Raw genomic sequence first — 16,086 nt, forward strand, 5'->3', positions numbered from 1 at the left:
CCGGCCCCCCCCGCGCCGGTCCGGGGGCGCCCCCCCCCGGGGGGGGGGGCCCCCCCCCCCATCCACCCCGCACGGGTCGGTCAGAACTCGTGCACCCCGCGGCCGCCGTCGTCCCTGATGTCCACGTCGCCGCACAGGCGGCCGATGTTGGCCAGGTAGCCGCGGCGGCCGGTGGCCGACAGCAGCGCGTCGTGCACCGGGACGGCCGCCGTGCGGGGGGCCACGGCGCGCAGGAAGTCCACGGTCATCGCCGAGGTCGCCCACGGGGCGTTCAGCGGCAGCGCCAGCACGTCGACGCCCTCGGGAGCGGTGTCGTAGGCGTCACCGGGCACGAACAGGACCGGCTCGCCGGGTGCGCTGAGGACCAGCCCGGTGTTGCCCACCCGCGGCACCTCCGGGTGGATGACGGCGTGCTGCCCGCCGACGGCGCGCACGGTGACCGCGCCCAGCTGCAGCACCTCCCCGGGGTGCAGGGCCGCCAGGTCGACGTCGCCGTCCGCCCCGAGGTGGGAGTCGGCCAGCGCCGCGGCGGTCTCCGGCTCCGCGCGCAGCAGCACCCCGTCGTTGCCCTCCAGCAGCGCCGGCAGCTTCTCCACGTCGACGTGGTCGGGGTGGGCGTGGGTGACCAGCACCGCGTCGAGGTCGCCCAGCTCCTCCCACCCCGTGGAGAACGTGCCCGGGTCGACGAGCACGCGGCTGCCGGCGGCCTCGACCAGCAGGCAGGCGTGACCGAGGTGGGAGATGCGCATCCCCGCATCGTGGACCGCGGGGGCACCCGCCGCGACCCCCTAGGCTGCTCCCCCGTGGGACGCGTGCTGGTCCAGGTGATGCCGAAGCCCGAGATCCTCGACCCCCAGGGCAAGGCGGTGGCAGCGGCGCTGCCGCGCCTGGGCCTGACGGGGTTCGTCGACGTGCGGCAGGGCAAGAGGTTCGAGCTGGCCGTCGAGGGGCCGGTCACCCCGGAGGTGCTCGCCCAGGCGCGCAGGGCCGCCGAGCAGCTGCTCGCCAACCCCGTCATCGAGGACGTCGTCGCCGTGGTCGACGCCGACGAGCAGGCGGCAGCCGGAGCCCCCGCGTGAGGATTGGCGTCGTCACCTTCCCCGGCTCCCTGGACGACCGGGACGCCGCGCGCGCCGTCGTCCGCGGCGGCGGGCAGGCCGTGGCGCTGTGGCACGCCGACGCGGACCTGCGCGGGGTCGACGCCGTCGTCCTGCCGGGGGGCTTCTCCTACGGGGACTACCTGCGCGCCGGCGCCATCGCGAGCATCGCGCCGGTGATGTCCTCGGTGGTGCAGGCGGCGCGCGGCGGCATGCCGGTGCTGGGCATCTGCAACGGCTTCCAGGTGCTCTGCGAGGCCGGCCTGCTGCCCGGCGCGCTGGTCCGCAACGACGTGCGCACCTTCGTCTGCCGCGACCAGCGGCTGCGCGTCGAGGACGCCACCACCGCCTGGACCTCGGCCTTCGAGGAGGGCCAGGAGGTCGTCGTCCCGCTGAAGAACGGCGAGGGCGGCTACAACGCCGACCAGCGCACCCTGGACGAGCTCGAGGGCGAGGGCCGCGTGGTCTTCCGCTACCTCGGCGGCAACCCCAACGGCTCCCAGCGCGACATCGCCGGCGTCCGCGACGCCTCCGGGCGCGTCGTCGGCCTCATGCCGCACCCCGAGCACGCCACCGAGCCCGGCTACGGCCCCACCGAGCACGGCGGCGGTGCCAGCGGGAACGGCACCGACGGCCTGGGCTTCTTCACCTCGGTGCTCCAGGCGCTCGCGAGCGCCTGACCGGATCGGCTGCGCGGGTGGTGACCGAGCCCACTGCCACGGCCGGGCGCGTCGGGGCGTCCTAGGCGAGTGGACCGACCGACCGACCTGACCGGGTGCACCCCCGAGGAGCCCGACGACGGATCCGACGCCGTGGTGCGCGCCTTCCGCGCCGCCCTCGGCGACGGCGGCCCCACCTCGTCAGTCCCGCGGACGACGACGGCGGGCGCGGCGGCCGGGCGGGAGCGGCCCGCGGCGCCCGCGCCGCTCCTGGCGGCCGTGGAGCGGCGTGCCGCGCGGCTGCACCGTCGCCGCCGGGCCGCCGCCCTGGGCGGGGCGGCCGCCGCCGCGGCGGTGGCGGTGCTCCTCGGCGGCCTCGTGCTGCCCCAGCTCGACCTCTCCGTCACCCAGGGGGCCTCCAACGGGTCCGCCGCCGGCGGCTCCGGCGGTGACGCCGGTGGGGGCGGCGGGGGTGGCGGGGCGGCGCCCGAGGCGGCCGGTGCACCCAGCGCCGCGCAGGAGGACCGGGCGGCCGCGGCCGCCGTCCCCGCGCTCGGGGAGGCGTCGCTGCTCACGGCCGAGGACCTCGACGGCGCCTTCGCCGCGCCCGTCCAGCCGGCCGCCGCGGCGCCGGAGCCCGACACCGAGCTGGCGCTGGGCGCGTGCGTCGACGGGGACGCCGGCGCGGTGCCGGTGGAGCAGCTGTGGCGCGTCGACCTGCTCGCGGCGCCCTCGGCGGCCGCGCCCGAGCCGCCCGGCGTGGTCGAGCGGGTCGCCGTCGTCCCCGGTCCCGCCGCGGCCAGCGCCGCGCTGGCGCAGGTGCGCCAGGCGCTGCCGGGCTGCTCCGAGCCCGGGCTGGAGGGCACCGGTCCCACCTCCGAGGTCGACGCCGCCGCCGTCGCCCCCGACGGCGGCCAGGCGCTCGTGCTGGCCTCGACGTCCGGGCAGGGCTCCCCGACCCTGCGCGTGCTCGTCGCCGTGGGCAGCGTGCTGGTGCAGGTTGACGCCACCTCCGACGCGGGTGACGCCCAGGAGGCCTACGACGCCCTGGTGCCCGCCGTCCGCACCGCCGTGCAGCGCGCCACCGGCGGCGGCGCCTCCTTCTCCGCTCCGGTGCCCCCGACGACGCTGCCCTCCGCGGGGGCGCCGTGAGCGTCACCTCCTTGCTGCGCCGCCCCCGCACCGCGGAGGCGCGGGGCTTCGAGGACCTCGTCGCGGCGCGCAGCGGCCCGCTGCTGTCGATGGCGCGCGGGCTGGTGCGCTCCGAGGCCGACGCCGAGGACCTCGTGCAGGAGGTGCTGGCCAAGGCCCTGGTCAGCTGGGAGAAGGTCAGCGCCGCGTCCGACCCGGCGGCGTACGTCAACCGGATGCTCGTCAACCAGGCGATGAGCTTCTGGCGGCGCGCGTCCACGCGGCGCGAGCGGGCCACCGAGCCGGAGGAGCTGCCGGAGCCGGTGCCCGGCGGCGCCGACGACGGCGCGGCGCAGCGCGGCGACCGGGACGCGCTGCTCACCGCGCTGCGCCGGCTGCCGCCCCGGCACCGCGCGGTGCTCGTGCTGCGCTACTACGAGCAGCTGCCCGACGCGGAGATCGCCGACCTGCTCGGCATGGCGCAGGCCACGGTGCGCAGCAGCGCCGCACGCGGCCTGGCGGCGCTGCGCCGCGACGGCGTCATCGGCGGCGCCTGACCTGCGGCGTTCCGCGGCCTCGCGCCGCGTCACTACGCTGCGGGCCGTGAGCCTGCTCGACACCGTGGACCACGCCGCAGCGACGCCCGACCACGAGCTGCCCTACGGCGAGCTCGGGCTCAAGGACGACGAGTTCGAGCGGATCTGCACGATCCTCGGGCGCCGCCCGACCACCTGCGAGCTGGCGATGTACTCGGTGATGTGGAGCGAGCACTGCTCCTACAAGTCCTCCAAGACGCACCTGCGCCAGTTCGGGGTGAAGACCACCGACGCGATGCGCGAGAAGCTGCTCGTGGGCATCGGCGAGAACGCCGGGGTCGTGGACATCGGCGACGGCTGGGCGGTGACCTTCAAGGTCGAGAGCCACAACCACCCCAGCTACGTCGAGCCCCACCAGGGCGCGGCCACCGGCGTCGGCGGCATCGTGCGCGACATCCTCGCCATGGGCGCCCGCCCGGTGGCGGTCATGGACTCGCTGCGCTTCGGCGCGCTCGACCACCCCGACACCGCCCGCGTGGTGCCCGGCGTCGTCGCCGGCGTCGGCGGCTACGGCAACTGCCTGGGCCTGCCCAACATCGGCGGCGAGGTCGTCTTCGACCCGGTCTACCAGGGCAACCCGCTCGTCAACGCCCTCTGCGTCGGCACGATGCGCCACGAGGACCTCCACCTGGCCAACGCCACCGGCGAGGGCAACCTCGTGGTGCTGTTCGGCTCGCGCACCGGCGGTGACGGGATCGGCGGCGTGTCCGTGCTCGCCTCGGAGACCTTCGACGGGGTCCCGGGCGACGGCGGCCCCTCCAAGCGGCCCGCGGTGCAGGTGGGCGACCCGTTCGCGGAGAAGCTGCTCATCGAGTGCTGCCTGGAGCTCTTCCACGCCGGCGTGGTCGCCGGCATCCAGGACCTCGGCGGCGCGGGGCTCTCCTGCGCCACCTCCGAGCTGGCGTCCGCGGGCGACGGCGGCATGGCCGTCAGGCTCGACGCCGTCCCGCTGCGCGACCCCTCGCTGCGCCCCGAGGAGGTGCTCATGAGCGAGTCGCAGGAGCGGATGATGGCCGTGGTCGAGCCGCGCCACCTCGAGGCGTTCCTGGCCATCACCGGCAGGTGGGAGGTCGAGGCCACCGTCATCGGCGAGGTGACCGGGACCGGCCGCCTGCAGATCACCTGGAACGGCGAGACCGTCGTCGACGTCCCCCCGCGCACCGTCGCCCACGAGGGACCCGTGTACGTGCGCCCCTGGGCCCGCCCGGCGGACATGGACGTCCTGCAGGCCGACCCCGCCGAGGCCCTGCAGCGCCCCAGCACCGGCGCGGAGCTGCGTGGGCAGGTGCTGCAGCTGGCCGGCTCGGCCAACCTCTGCAGCCGCGCCTGGGTCACCGACCAGTACGACAGGTACGTCCTGGGCAACACCGCCATGGCGATGCCCGACGACGCCGGCGTCGTCCGCGTCGACGAGGAGTCGGGCCTGGGGGTGGCCGTGTCGCTGGACGCCAACGGGCGCTTCGCGCACCTCGACCCGCGGGTCGGCGCGCAGCTGGCGCTGGCGGAGTCCTACCGCAACGTCGCCACCGCCGGGGCGGTGCCGCTGGCCGTCACCGACTGCCTGAACTTCGGCTCCCCGGAGGACCCGGGCGTCATGTGGCAGTTCTCCGAGGCCGTCACCGGACTGGCCGACGGCTGCGCCGAGCTGGGCGTGCCGGTGACCGGCGGCAACGTCAGCTTCTACAACCAGACCGGCCACGAGCCCATCCACCCCACGCCCGTGGTCGGGGTGCTCGGCGTCCTGGACGACGTCGCCCGCCGCACCCCGTCGGGGTGGGCGCTGCCCGGCCAGCAGCTGTACCTGCTGGGCACCACCCGCGAGGAGCTCTCCGGCTCGGAGTGGGCCTGGGAGGTGCACGGCCACCTCGGCGGCACCCCGCCGGTCGTCGACCTCGAGCACGAGAAGGTCCTGGCCTCCGTGCTGGTCAACTCCTCGCGCGACGGCCTCGTCGACGCCGCGCACGACCTGTCCGAGGGCGGCCTGTCCCAGGCGCTGGTCGAGGGGTGCCTGCGCCGCGGCGTCGGCGCCCGCGTGTGGCTGGGGGAGCTGTGCGAGCGCGACGGCGTCGACGCCGCCACCGCGCTGTTCAGCGAGTCGGCGGGCCGCGTGCTCGTCGCCGTCCCCCGTGAGGAGGAGGTGCGATTCACCGACATGTGCACCGCCCGCCAGATCGCCCACCTGCGCATCGGCGTGACCGACGGGGTGGAGGCCGACGGCGAGGAGGCGGTGCTCGACGTCGCCGCCGACGCCCCGCTGTTCACCGTTCCGCTGTCCGAGCTGCGCGCCGTGCACACGCGCACCCTCCCGGAGGTCTTCGGCGCCTGACCCCGTGATCATGGGCGTCCGCCACCCCCACCGTCCGTGATCATGGGCGTCCGCCACCCTGTGGACAGCCGCAGCGGCCTCAGGTCGGGACCGGCCACGCTCGGCGAGTGGTCGCACGCCTCGTCTGCCTGCCCGAAGTCCTGCCGCCCTTCACGCGGCGGGACCTCGGCCGCCTGGGGATCACCCGGCACCAGCTGGACCGGCTGGTCACCTGCGGAGCCGTCATCGAAGTCGTGCGTGGCGCGTACGTCGACGCACGGGCGGTGTCCGATCCCCTGAGCGCCGCGCAGGCCGCGTCCTTGGTGCTGCCCCCGCACGTGGTCGCCTGCCGCGCCCTGGCGGCCTTCGTCCACGGCGTCGACCCGCGCGGACCCGCGCTGGACACCTCCCCGGTGCCGCTGCAGGGACTCGTCCCGGCCAGCAACCGCACCCCGCGGTGGCGCGGCGCGTCGATCTACGAGGCGCCGCTGGCCGCGCACGACGTCACGGAGGTCAGCGGGGTGCTGGTCACCACCCCCGAGCGCACCGCGCTGGACTGCGCCCGCTACCTGTCCCCGCCGATGGCGCTGGCGGTGCTGGACCGGATGGCGCGCCTGGGCCTGGTGGACCCGGAGGCGCTCAGGGCGCGCATCGAGGAGTTCCGCGGTGACCGCGGAGTCGGGCAGGCGCGCTACCTCATCGCGCACGCCGACGGGCGTGCGGAGTCCTACGGGGAGTCGTGGTTCCGCCTGCGGCTGGTGGACGCGGGCTTCCCCCGCCCGGAGCTGCAGATCTGGGTGCCCGAGGACAGGCCCGGCGCGGTGCGGCTGGACCTGGGCTGGGAGGGAGTGCGGAGGGCCGGGGAGTACGACGGGGAGGAGTTCCACTCCTCGCGGGCCCAGCGCGGTGCCGACGACGCCCGCCGTGAGCGCCTGGAACGCGAGTTCGGCTGGCGGGTGCTGGTGGCGCGCAAGGGGACGGTGCTGGGGCGGTCGCTGGAGCTGGAGCTGGCCTTCGGGGAGCTGCTGGGGATGACGCCAAGGATCCGCCGGCGGGTGTGGTGAGGGTGGCGGACGCCCATGAACACGACAAGGCGGGCCGTCGAGGATCCCCAAGGGCCGCCGCGAGGTGGCAGACGCCCATGATCACGGAGGTGGTGGAGTGGGGGTGCACCGGCCGCGGTGAGACAGTGGGAGGCGTGCCTGCCCGCCGACGCACCGATCCCGCGGCCGGCCGCGAGGCGCTGAGCCGCTGGCGGTCCGACCCGGCCGCCGCCGACAGGACGACGACGGCGACCGCCGTCCGCGCCAGCCTGGAGGAGCTCGCCGAGCGCGCCCCCGGCCACAGCGTGGAGGTGCGCGTGGCGCCGTTCGGCGTCGTGCAGTGCCTCGAGGGCCCGCGGCACACCCGCGGCACCCCGCCCAACGTCGTGGAGACCGACGCCGCCACCTGGCTGGGCCTGGCCGTCGGCGACCTGCGCTGGGCGGACGCCGTCAGCGCCGGACGGGTGCGCGCCAGCGGCTCGCGCGCGGACCTGTCGGCCCTGCTGCCCCTGGTCCCGGCGGGTGCCGCGTGAGCGACGAGCAGCCCCAGCAGCGCGAGCAGCCCCTGCGCCGGCCCGAGCCGCCGCGCAGGGTGGAGGTGCGCCGCAGCCCCCGCTACGGCGTCTTCCTCGGCGGCGGTGTCGTCCTCGGCGCCCTGCTGGCCCTGGTCCTCACCTACGCCGAGCCGCCCAGCCAGTACGGCTACGGCGCCACGCTGGGCTACCTGGTCGTCGCGCTCGGCGCCGTCGGCGCCCTGGTGGGCGGCCTGGCGGCCGTGGTGGCCGGCGCGCTGCTCGACCGCGGCCAGGCCCGGAGGTCGCGGCGGCGCGACTAGCCCCCCTCCTGTGGGAGCATGGGCGCGTGGCTCGCCCCGACGGTCGACTCAGCCACGACGTCCTCCCCGGCGAGAAGGGGCCGCAGGACGCCTGCGGCGTCTTCGGCGTCTGGGCCCCGGGGGAAGACGTCGCGCGGCTCACCTACTTCGGCCTCTACGCGCTGCAGCACCGCGGCCAGGAGAGCGCCGGCATCGCCGCCAGCAGCGGCGAGCAGATCCTCGTCTACAAGGACATGGGACTGGTCTCCCAGGTCTTCGACGAGGCGTCGCTGGAGGCGCTGAAGGGGTCGGTGGCCATCGGCCACACCCGCTACTCCACCACCGGCGCCAGCCGCTGGGAGAACGCCCAGCCCACCCTGGGCGCCACCGCCGCCGGCACCGTGGCGCTGGCCCACAACGGCAACCTCACCAACACCGCCCAGCTGCGCCGCCTCGTGGCCGAGCGCGCCGAGGCCCGGGGCGAGCCGGAGGCCGGCGAGGTCGCCCGCGGCAACACCACCGACACCGCGCTGGTCACCGCGCTGCTGGCCGGCGACCCCGACCGCACGCTGGAGGCCACCGCCCAGGAGGTCCTGCCGCGGCTGCGGGGCGCCTTCTCCCTGGTCTTCATGGACGAGACCACGCTGTACGCCGCCCGCGACCCGCACGGCGTGCGCCCGCTGGTGCTCGGGCGCCTCGAGCGCGGCTGGGTGGTGGCCAGCGAGACGGCCGCCCTGGACATCGTCGGCGCCTCCTTCGTGCGCGAGGTGGAGCCGGGTGAGCTGGTGGCCGTCGACGCCGACGGGCTGCGCTTCTCCCGCTTCGCCCCGGCCACCCCGCGCGGCTGCGTCTTCGAGTACGTCTACCTCGCCCGCCCCGACACCACCATCGCCGGCCGCGGGGTCCACGAGGCCCGGGTGGAGATGGGCCGGCGCCTGGCCGCCGAGCACCCGGTCGAGGCCGACCTGGTCATCCCCACCCCGGAGTCGGGCACGCCGGCCGCCATCGGCTACGCGCAGGCCTCCGGCATCCCCTACGGGCAGGGGCTGGTCAAGAACGCCTACGTGGGCCGCACCTTCATCCAGCCGAACCAGACCATCCGCCAGCTGGGCATCCGCCTGAAGCTCAACCCGCTGCGCGACGTCATCGCCGGCAAGCGCCTGGTGGTCATCGACGACTCGATCGTGCGCGGCAACACCCAGCGCGCGCTGGTGCGGATGCTGCGCGAGGCAGGCGCCGCGGAGGTGCACGTGCGCATCTCCTCCCCGCCCGTGCAGTGGCCCTGCTTCTACGGCATCGACTTCGCCACCCGCGCCGAGCTCATCGCCTCCGGCCTGGGGGTGGAGGAGGTCCGCCACAGCCTGGGCGCTGACAGCCTCGGCCACATCTCCCTGGACGGCATGGTCGCCGCCTCCGGGCAGCCGCGCGAGAGGCTGTGCACCGCCTGCTTCACCGGCACCTACCCGGCCGGCGTGCCCGACGAGGGACGCCCGGTGGCCCGCTCGCTGGGCTCCGGCGCCGGCGAGGGCCAGGAGGAGCTGCCGCTGGGCGTGGCCATCGACCGCGGCGACCTCGGACGCGTGGAGCCCGCCGCCCAGCAGTGAGCCGGCCCCGCCGCTCCGCCGACCCTCCGCCCCACCAGCCCGCCCGGGAGCCTGACCCCGCCATGAGCACCTCCACCCCGCCCAGCAGCTCGACGACGGCGCCGCCGCGCCCGGCGGGCGCCTACGCCGCCGCCGGTGTCGACGTCGAGGCGGGTGACCGCGCCGTCGTCCTCATGAAGGAGGCTGTGGCGCGCACCCACGGGGCGCAGGTGCTGGGCGGGGCCGGCGGCTTCGCCGGGCTGTTCGACGCCAGCGCGCTGCTGGCCTACCGCCGGCCGCTGCTGGCCACGAGCACCGACGGCGTGGGCACCAAGGTGGCCGTGGCGCAGGCGCTGGACGTGCACGGCACCGTCGGGCAGGACCTCGTCGCGATGGTCGTGGACGACCTCGTGGTCTGCGGGGCGCGTCCGCTGTTCATGACGGACTACATCGCCTGCGGGCGGGTGGTGCCCGAGCGCATCGCCGCCGTGGTCGGCGGCATCGCGCGGGCCTGCGAGGAGGTCGGCGCGGCGCTCGTGGGCGGGGAGACCGCCGAGCACCCCGGCCTGCTGGGCCCCGAGGAGTACGACGTCGCAGGTGCGGCCACAGGCGTGGTGGAGGCCGACCGGCTGCTCGGCCCGGCGCGCGTGCGCGACGGCGACGTCGTCGTGGCCCTGGCCAGCTCCGGGCTGCACTCCAACGGGTACTCCCTCGTGCGCCGCCTGCTCGCCGACGCCGGCTGGGGCTACGAGCGCCACGTGGACGACCTGGGCCGCACCGTCGGTGAGGAGCTCCTGGAGCCGACCGCCCTCTACACGCGGCCGTGCCTGGCCCTGGCCGACGCCCTCGGCGACGACCTGCACGCGTTCTCCCACGTCACCGGGGGCGGGCTGGCGGCCAACCTCGCGCGGGTGCTGCCGGCGCACCTCGACGCGGAGGTCGAGCGGTCGACCTGGTCACCGCCGGCGGTCTTCCGCGTGCTGGCCGAGCTCGGCGGGGTGGGCCGCGAGGACGCCGAGGTCACCTGGAACCAGGGCGTCGGCATGCTCGCCGTGCTCAGCGCCGGGTCCGCCGAGGCGGCCCTCGGGTCGCTGCGGGCCAGCGGGGTCAGCGCCTGGGTGGCGGGGTCCGTCTCCACCAGGCGTGACGGAGGAACCGCCGCCGTCCGTGGCTCGAAGGGCGTGGACGGCGGCGGTGTCCGGCTCGTGGGTGACCACCCCGCATGAGCGCGGAGTGGGGCCAGGGGTCCGGGAGGACCCCTGAGCGGGCTCAGCGCGGGCGAGGAGCCCAGTCGTCGTACGGGTCGTACTCGTCACCGTCGTCCTTGTCGGACGACGGCTCGCGGTTCGCCCACACGGGCGGAGCAGAGCCCCCGAGCTCTCGCTGCAGAGCCGACAGGTCGGTGTTGGGGCTGGAGTACTTCAGCTCCCGAGCGACCTTGGTCTGCTTGGCCTTCTGACGGCCGCGCCCCATGGCGTCGACCCCCTTATGCGTCGTGCCGGGGCAGGCCCATGGGGCGGCCCCGGAGCTACCGGCTCTCGATGTGGCCACGATACAGGTACACGGCGCCCACACCGCATCCGACGGCGCTCGCGCGGCACGCGAGACGCCCGGACGGTCCAGCGGCGTCGCTGGCGGTGGCGTGCACCGGCTGCGCCGGACCTGCCCCGACCTGCCCCGACGTGCCGGGACCGTCCCGGACCGCCCCTCCTGACCCCACCCGGGTGGTTCGCGACGTGGCCCGTGCAGCCGGTGCGAGCTGGTCCGCGCGGACCCGGCCGCGCCAGCCCCCGTAGCCCCGGGCCCCACCCGCTGATGGTCCGTACGGGCTATGGCGGTACGGGTCGGACATGTCGGACGATCCTCCTACGCCGTCCGCGGTGCACCCCCTGCAGCGGTGCCGGCCGGCGACAGGAGACGCCATGACGACGATCCAGACCTCTTCCCCCGAGGGTCTCGCCACCGACGCCGCCGCGACCCCCGCGACCGCCGCGCCCGCGGCGGGCCCGGCCGCGGCGCAGACGCTGCTGACCCCCTCCGAGGTCGCCGCCCTGTTCCGGGTGGACCCCAAGACCGTGACCCGCTGGGCCAAGGCCGGCAAGCTCACCTCGATCCGCACCCTGGGCGGGCACCGCCGCTACCGCTCGGCCGAGGTGATGGCCCTGCTGGAGCAGGTCGCGCCCGCCGAGGCGGCGCTGCCCGCGCCGCGCGTCCCGGAGGACGACGCCACCGCCTGAGGGCGCCGGGGCGCTCAGGCGCCCACGTAGTCGGCCAGGTGCCGCCCCGTCAGCGTGGACCGGGCGGCCACCAGCTCGGCGGGAGTGCCCTCGAAGACCACGCGACCGCCGTCGTGGCCGGCGCCGGGCCCGAGGTCGATGATCCAGTCGGCGTGGGCCATGACGGCCTGGTGGTGCTCGATGACCACCACCGACCTGCCGGAGTCGACCAGCCTGTCGAGCAGGCCGAGCAGCTGGGCGACGTCGGCCAGGTGCAGCCCGGTGGTCGGCTCGTCGAGCACGTAGGTGCTGCCGCGCTCGCCCATGTGCACCGCGAGCTTCAGCCGCTGGCGCTCCCCGCCGGACAGGGTGGTCAGCGGCTGGCCCAGCGCCAGGTAGCCCAGGCCGACGTCGACCAGGCGCTCGAGCACCGCTGCGGCCGCCGGCACCCGCGAGGCGCCGGCGGAGAAGAAGGGCAGGGCCTCGGCCACCGGCATCGCCAGCACCTCGCCGATGTCGCGCCCGCCGTCCTCGCGCGCACCGCCGAGGGTGAGCTCGAGCACCGAGGCCTGGAAGCGGCGCCCCTCGCACTCCTCGCACGGCGTGGAGACGGTGCCCGAGGTCGGCAGGTCCGTGAAGATCACCCCAGCGCCGCTGCAGGCCGGGCAGGCGCCCTCGGAGTTGGGGCTGAACAGCGCCGGCTTGACGCCGTTGGCCTTGGCGAAGGCCTTGCGGACCGGCTCGAGCAGGCCGGTGTAGGTGGCGGGGTTGGACCGGCGCGAGCCGCGGATGGCCCCCTGGTCCACCACCACCACGCCCTCGCGGGCGGACAGCGACCCGTGCACCAGCGAGCTCTTGCCCGACCCGGCCACTCCCGTCACCACGCACAGCACGCCCAGCGGCACGTCGACGTCGACGGCCCGCAGGTTGTGGGTGCTCGCGCCGCGCACCTGCACCGCACCGGTCGGCGTCCGGACCGCCTCCTTGAGGACGGCGCGGTCGTCCAGGTGGCGCCCGGTGAGGGTGCCGCTGGCACGCAGCTGCTCGACGGTGCCCTCGAAGACCACCTGCCCGCCCGCGGTGCCGGCCCGCGGGCCCATGTCGACCACGTGGTCGGCCACCGCGATGACCTCGGGCTTGTGCTCGACGACGAGCACGGTGTTGCCCTTGTCGCGCAGCTGCAGCAGCAGCTCGTTCATCCGCCCGACGTCGTGGGGGTGCAGCCCGACCGTGGGCTCGTCGAAGACGTAGGTGACGTCCGTGAGCGCTGACCCGAGGTGCCGGATCAGCTTGACGCGCTGCGCCTCGCCGCCGGACAGGGTGCCGGAGGACCTGTCCAGGCTGAGGTAGCCGAGCCCGATCCGCGTGAAGGCGTCCAGGGTGTCCTGCAGGCCGGCGAGCAGTGGCGCCACGGTCCGCGAGGCGGGGTCGGCGCGCAGGTCGCGGACCCACCCCGCGACGTCGCTGACCTGCAGGGCGCAGACGTCGGCGATGGACAGCCCGGCGACCGTGGAGGAGCGGGCCAGCTCGTTCAGGCGCGTGCCGCCGCAGTCCGGGCACGGCGTGAAGGTCACCGCGCGCTCCACGAAGGCGCGCACGTGGGGCTGCATGCCCTCGACGTCCTTGGACAGGAAGGACTTCTGGATGGAGGGGATGAGCCCGGTGAAGGTGAGGTTGATCCCCTCGACCTTGACCTTGGTGGGGCCGGCGTGCAGCAGCGCGTCGAGCTGCTCGGGCGTGAGGTCGCGGACGGGGACGTCGGTGGGGAACAGGCCCACGCCGCGGAAGATCCGGCCGTACCAGCCGTCCATCGTGTAGCCCGGGATGGTGACGGCGCCCTCGTCGATGCTCCTGTCGCGGTCGAGCAGGGCGTCCACGTCGAAGCCGCTGACCGTGCCGCGGCCCTCGCAGCGCACGCACATGCCGCCCTGCACGTGGAAGCTCTTGCGCTCGACGCTCCTGCCGTCGGCCTTCTCCACCGTGACGGCGCCCTTGCCGCTGACCGTGGCGGTGTTGAAGGAGAACGCCTGGGGCGACCCGATGTGCGGCTGGCCGAGCCGGCTGAACAGGATCCGCAGCAGCGCGTTGACGTCGGTGGCGGTGCCCAGGGTGGAGCGGGGGTTGGTGCCCAGGCGCTCCTGGTCGACGATGATCGCCGTCGTCAGGCCCTCGAGGACGTCGACGTCGGGGCGGGCCTGGCTGGGCATGAAGCCCTGCAGGAACGCCGGGTAGGTCTCGTTGATCAGCCGCTGGCTCTCCGCGGCGATGGTGGCGAAGACCAGCGAGCTCTTGCCGGACCCGGAGACGCCGGTGAACACCGTCAGGCGCCGCTTGGGCAGCTCCACGGTGACGTCGCGCAGGTTGTTCTCCCGCGCGCCGACCACGCGGATGACGTCGTGGCTGTCAGCCCGCGGAGGCGTCGCTGCGCTCATGGGCCCATCCTGCCGCCGCCCACCGACGGCCGGGGCGGACCGCCGCGGTCACCGCCCTGACGGGTGCCTGCGCGCCTTCACCAGCTCCAGCGCCACGGGCACCAGGGACACCACCACGACGACGACGATGATCGGCAGCACGTACCTCTCCACGCCGGGGATGCGCGTCCCGAGCAGGTACCCGACGAGGGTCACCCCGAGCGACCACACCAGCCCGCCGACCACCTGCCAGAGGGTGAAGAGGCCCGCGGGCACGCGGACGGCTCCGGCCAGCGGGTTCATGAGGGTGCGGACCACCGGGATGAACCGGGCCAGCACGATCGCCTTGCGGTGGCCGTAGCGGTCCAGCACCCCTTCCGCGCGCAGCGCGGCGGCGCGCACCCGCGGCCTGTCGGGGCGGTGCAGCAGCGGCGGCCCGGCGCGGCGCCCGATGAGGTAGCCGGTCTGGGCCCCGAGCACGGCTCCCGCCGCGGCAACGACCAGCGCGGAGGCGAGCGGCAGGTGCGTCGCGCTGCCGGCCGGCGTGGCGGCCAGGATGCCGGCGCTGAACAGCAGCGAGTCGCCGGGCAGGAAGAAGCCGACCAGCAGCCCGGTCTCGGCGAACAGGACGGCGAACAGGCCCAGCGCCCCGAAGGAGCCGAGCAGCTGCTGGGGGTCGAGCAGGCTGCTCATGCGGCGGGTCCGGGGTGCACGGCGGTCCTCACGTCGTCCCAGCGCCGCGGGCTGCGCGCCGGCTCGTGGGCAGTCTGCAGGCACGCCGTCGATCGCGCGCGACAGGGCGGGACCGGTACTGGGGCGGCCTCGCCGCGGGAGGTGGTGGTGGCCAGGAGCGGGGTCGAACCGCTGACCTTCCGATTTTCAGTCGGACGCTCTACCAACTGAGCTACCTGGCCGGGCAGCCGCTGCGCGGCGACTGCTCGGGTCGTGCTGGCGACCCCGACGGGACTTGAACCCGCGACCTCCGCCGTGACAGGGCGGCGCGCTAACCAACTGCGCTACGGGGCCATCGGGGCTCGCGCCCCGGTGACTCTGGTGGTGCCGTACCCCCAACGGGATTCGAACCCGTGCTGCCGCCGTGAAAGGGCGGTGTCCTAGGCCGCTAGACGATGAGGGCGAGCCCTCGGGTCGAGCGTCCTAGGTCTCACGCGGACGTTGACCGTCGAGGACGTGGTCGAGCATAGCGGGTGTCGGCAGTGGGTACGGCACTCGGGTGCGCGCGCCGCCGTGGCGCGCCCGGCACGACCCCCTGACCAGGAGGACAGCACCTGTGAAGACCCGCGCGATCGGCGACCGCACCGTCTCGGAGATCGGCCTGGGCGGCATGCCCATGTCCATCGAGGGCCGCCCGGACCGGGACCGCTCCACCGCCACCATCCACGCCTCCCTCGAGGCCGGCGTGACGCTCATCGACACCGCCGACGCCTACCACCTCCACGGGAACGAGGTCGGCCACAACGAGGAGCTCATCGCCGAGGCGCTGCGCTCCTGGGGCGGCGACACCAGCAGCGTGCTGGTGGCCACCAAGGGCGGGCACCTGCGTCCCGGTGACGGGTCGTGGACCCAGGACGGCCGGCCCGAGCACCTCAAGGAGGCCGCGAAGGCCTCCGCGAAGCGGCTCGGCGTGGAGGCGATCGGGCTGTACCAGTTCCACCGCCCGGACCCGTCGGTGCCGTACGCCGACTCGGTCGGGGCGCTGGTGGAGCTGCTCGAGGAGGGCGTCATCCAGATGGCCGGCATCTCCAACGCCGACCCCTCCCAGATCCGCGAGGCCAACGACGTGCTCGGCGGCCGGCTGGTGAGCGTGCAGAACCAGTTCTCCCCGGCGTTCCGCTCCTCCCTGCCCGAGCTGGAGCTGTGCAACGAGCTGGGCATCGCCTTCCTGCCGTGGAGCCCGCTGGGCGGCATCTCCGGCGCGGCCGAGCTCGGCGGCTCGCACGCGGCCTTCAAGGAGGTCGCCGAGGCCCGCGGCGTCAGCCCGCAGCAGGTGGCGCTGTCCTGGGAGCTGTCCCTCGGTGACGTCGTCATCCCCATCCCCGGCTCGAGCCGCCCGGAGACGGCGCGTGCCTCGGCGGAGGCCTCCGAGCTGGTCCTCACCGCCGACGAGGTGAACCGGCTCTCCGCCGCCTGACCCGGCACCCCGCCGTGGTCATGGGGGGGGGGGGGCCCCCCCGGGGGGGGCCCCCCCGACAACACCCCCCCGCGGGGGGGGG

The 16,086-nt window shown here is 75.6% G+C and carries 16 protein-coding genes and 3 tRNA genes; 12 read left to right on the plus strand and 7 right to left on the minus strand.

All coding sequences use genetic code 11. The features are described from left to right. Positions 1–80 precede the first annotated feature (80 nt). A complete protein-coding gene (locus ACUN9U_RS17990; protein ID WP_445486373.1) occupies positions 81–749 on the minus strand; it encodes an MBL fold metallo-hydrolase in 669 nt (222 codons plus the stop codon). A 54-nt stretch (positions 750–803) separates the two neighbouring features. On the opposite strand from ACUN9U_RS17990, the gene purS reads away from it, so the two are divergent. The 10 genes from purS (at position 804) to purM (ending at position 10,454) form a co-directional block, all read left to right on the plus strand. Next, positions 804–1,079, plus strand: a complete 276-nt coding sequence (purS, locus tag ACUN9U_RS17995; protein WP_445486374.1) for a phosphoribosylformylglycinamidine synthase subunit PurS — start codon at positions 804–806, stop codon at positions 1,077–1,079. Next, a complete protein-coding gene (gene purQ, locus ACUN9U_RS18000) occupies positions 1,076–1,777 on the plus strand; it encodes a phosphoribosylformylglycinamidine synthase subunit PurQ (protein WP_445486375.1) in 702 nt (233 codons plus the stop codon). The genes purS and purQ overlap by 4 nt, the downstream gene beginning before the upstream one ends. Positions 1,778–1,846: 69 nt before the next feature. After that, on the plus strand, positions 1,847–2,908 hold the full coding sequence (locus tag ACUN9U_RS18005; RefSeq protein ID WP_445486376.1) for a hypothetical protein: 1,062 nt from the start codon (positions 1,847–1,849) through the stop codon (positions 2,906–2,908). Further along, the gene (locus tag ACUN9U_RS18010) at positions 2,905–3,444 is read left to right on the plus strand and encodes an RNA polymerase sigma factor (protein ID WP_445486377.1); all 540 of its coding nucleotides are present in this window, start codon (positions 2,905–2,907) and stop codon (positions 3,442–3,444) included. Before ACUN9U_RS18005 ends, ACUN9U_RS18010 begins: the two co-directional genes overlap by 4 nt. A gap of 46 nt (positions 3,445–3,490) precedes the next feature. Then, positions 3,491–5,809 (plus strand): phosphoribosylformylglycinamidine synthase subunit PurL, encoded by a 2,319-nt coding sequence (purL, locus tag ACUN9U_RS18015; protein WP_445486378.1) that lies wholly within the window; start codon positions 3,491–3,493, stop codon positions 5,807–5,809. Between the two features lie 107 nt (positions 5,810–5,916). Next, complete coding sequence (locus tag ACUN9U_RS18020; RefSeq protein ID WP_445486379.1) at positions 5,917–6,852, plus strand: type IV toxin-antitoxin system AbiEi family antitoxin; 936 nt, start codon at positions 5,917–5,919, stop codon at positions 6,850–6,852. A 134-nt stretch (positions 6,853–6,986) separates the two neighbouring features. Then, the gene (locus ACUN9U_RS18025; RefSeq protein WP_445486380.1) at positions 6,987–7,364 is read left to right on the plus strand and encodes a sterol carrier family protein; all 378 of its coding nucleotides are present in this window, start codon (positions 6,987–6,989) and stop codon (positions 7,362–7,364) included. After that, positions 7,361–7,666, plus strand: coding sequence for a hypothetical protein (locus ACUN9U_RS18030; RefSeq protein WP_445486381.1), 306 nt, complete (start codon positions 7,361–7,363; stop codon positions 7,664–7,666). Before ACUN9U_RS18025 ends, ACUN9U_RS18030 begins: the two co-directional genes overlap by 4 nt. Before the next feature lie 26 nt (positions 7,667–7,692). Further along, the gene (purF, locus tag ACUN9U_RS18035; protein ID WP_445486382.1) at positions 7,693–9,249 is read left to right on the plus strand and encodes an amidophosphoribosyltransferase; all 1,557 of its coding nucleotides are present in this window, start codon (positions 7,693–7,695) and stop codon (positions 9,247–9,249) included. Between the two features lie 62 nt (positions 9,250–9,311). Then, on the plus strand, positions 9,312–10,454 hold the full coding sequence (gene purM, locus ACUN9U_RS18040; protein WP_445486383.1) for a phosphoribosylformylglycinamidine cyclo-ligase: 1,143 nt from the start codon (positions 9,312–9,314) through the stop codon (positions 10,452–10,454). Between the two features lie 43 nt (positions 10,455–10,497). Here purM and ACUN9U_RS18045 read toward each other — a convergent pair whose 3' ends face one another. Further along, positions 10,498–10,701, minus strand: a complete 204-nt coding sequence (locus tag ACUN9U_RS18045) for a DUF3073 domain-containing protein (RefSeq protein WP_445486384.1) — start codon at positions 10,699–10,701, stop codon at positions 10,498–10,500. A 551-nt stretch (positions 10,702–11,252) separates the two neighbouring features. Here ACUN9U_RS18045 and ACUN9U_RS18050 point away from each other — a divergent pair. Then, positions 11,253–11,465, plus strand: coding sequence for a BldC family transcriptional regulator (locus ACUN9U_RS18050; RefSeq protein WP_445486388.1), 213 nt, complete (start codon positions 11,253–11,255; stop codon positions 11,463–11,465). Between the two features lie 14 nt (positions 11,466–11,479). Here the strand turns inward: ACUN9U_RS18050 and ACUN9U_RS18055 are convergent, their stop codons facing one another. From ACUN9U_RS18055 to ACUN9U_RS18075, 5 genes are all read right to left on the minus strand, one after another. Then, positions 11,480–13,876 carry an excinuclease ABC subunit UvrA gene (locus ACUN9U_RS18055; RefSeq protein WP_445486385.1) on the minus strand — a complete coding sequence of 799 codons (2,397 nt, stop codon included), beginning with the start codon at positions 13,874–13,876 and terminating at the stop codon, positions 11,480–11,482. Between the two features lie 48 nt (positions 13,877–13,924). Continuing rightward, positions 13,925–14,548, minus strand: a complete 624-nt coding sequence (locus ACUN9U_RS18060; RefSeq protein WP_445486386.1) for a DedA family protein — start codon at positions 14,546–14,548, stop codon at positions 13,925–13,927. A 145-nt stretch (positions 14,549–14,693) separates the two neighbouring features. Further along, a tRNA-Phe gene (locus ACUN9U_RS18065) sits at positions 14,694–14,769 on the minus strand. A gap of 35 nt (positions 14,770–14,804) precedes the next feature. Further along, a tRNA-Asp gene (locus ACUN9U_RS18070) sits at positions 14,805–14,881 on the minus strand. Between the two features lie 36 nt (positions 14,882–14,917). Beyond that, positions 14,918–14,990 (minus strand) — tRNA-Glu (locus ACUN9U_RS18075). Positions 14,991–15,143: 153 nt separating this feature from the next. Here ACUN9U_RS18075 and ACUN9U_RS18080 point away from each other — a divergent pair. Continuing rightward, complete coding sequence (locus ACUN9U_RS18080; RefSeq protein ID WP_445486387.1) at positions 15,144–16,004, plus strand: aldo/keto reductase; 861 nt, start codon at positions 15,144–15,146, stop codon at positions 16,002–16,004. Positions 16,005–16,086: the final 82 nt, after the last annotated feature.

The sequence above is a fragment of the Quadrisphaera sp. KR29 genome, assembly GCF_052644995.1.

Bases quoted from the DNA above. Each gene is read 5' to 3' on its own strand.
- ACUN9U_RS17990 (WP_445486373.1), bottom strand. From the start codon at position 749: ATGCGCATCTCCCACCTCGGTCACGCCTGCCTGCTGGTCGAGGCCGCC.
- purM (WP_445486383.1), top strand. From the start codon at position 9,312: ATGAGCACCTCCACCCCGCCCAGCAGCTCGACGACGGCGCCGCCGCGC.
- ACUN9U_RS18045 (WP_445486384.1), bottom strand. From the start codon at position 10,701: ATGGGGCGCGGCCGTCAGAAGGCCAAGCAGACCAAGGTCGCTCGGGAG.
- ACUN9U_RS18055 (WP_445486385.1), bottom strand. From the start codon at position 13,876: ATGAGCGCAGCGACGCCTCCGCGGGCTGACAGCCACGACGTCATCCGC.
- ACUN9U_RS18060 (WP_445486386.1), bottom strand. From the start codon at position 14,548: ATGAGCAGCCTGCTCGACCCCCAGCAGCTGCTCGGCTCCTTCGGGGCG.